1 protein-coding gene is annotated in these 878 nt (G+C 46.2%); it reads left to right on the top strand.

Annotated elements, in window-relative coordinates; translation table 11 throughout:
• Positions 1-878 (top strand): reverse transcriptase family protein (locus F8C76_RS19845; protein ID WP_152132936.1); only part of this gene is annotated, 878 nt, incomplete at both ends.

Raw genomic sequence — 878 nt, 5'->3', positions numbered from 1 at the left:
ACAAAGAAAAATGGGCAGATCAGAGTCTGTATTGACTATAGAGACCTGAATGGCGCTTGCCCTAAAGATGAATTCCCGCTCCCCATACCAGAGGTAATGATTGACAATACCTGTGGATTCGAGCGAATGACATTCATGGATGGCTTCTCTGGCTACAATCAGATAAAGATGCATCCTGAAGATGAAAAGCACACTTCATTTCGGACCCCATTTGGCGTGTATTGCTACACTGTCATGCCATTTGGTCTGAAAAATGCTGGTGCCACATATCAGAGGGCTATGATGAAAATATTCCAAGATATGCAGCACAAGACGGTCGAATGTTACGTTGATGACCTCGCCGTCAAAAGCAAAAGAAAAGAAGACCATCTCAAAGATCTTCGAGAAGTCTTCCTCCGACTTCGCAAACACAAACTGCGGATGAATCCTCTAAAATGCTTCTTCGGCGTCTCGTCGGGTAAGTTCCTCGGATTCCTTGTTCGGAAAGCTGGAATAGAACTTGACCCCATCAAAGTCAAGGCTATTCTAGAAATGCCCCCTCCAAGAACCTTGAGAGAATTAAAAGGGCTCCAAGGGAGATTGGCCTACATCAGACGGTTCATCTCCAATCTTTCGGGGAAATGCCGTCCATTCTCTCGATTGATGAAAAAGGGTGTAGACTTTGTCTGGGATGCCGACTGCGAAGCCGCATTTCAAGATATCAAGTCATACCTGACCAAACCTCCAGTGTTAGCTGCCCCTGCCACTGGAAAACCATTCATCTTGTACACAAGAGCTCTTGATCATTCTGTAGGCGCTCTGCTTGCACAAGAGAATGACGAAGGGAAAGAAGCTGCTCTATATTACCTCAGCCGCATGCTCGTAGGTGCAGAGCATCG

The sequence above is a fragment of the Flagellimonas olearia genome, from assembly GCF_009184425.1.
Taxonomy (GTDB): Bacteria; Bacteroidota; Bacteroidia; order Flavobacteriales; family Flavobacteriaceae; genus Flagellimonas; species Flagellimonas olearia.
The sequence above is the reverse complement of the archived record's forward strand: the minus strand, read 5'-3'. Positions and strand labels throughout refer to the sequence as shown.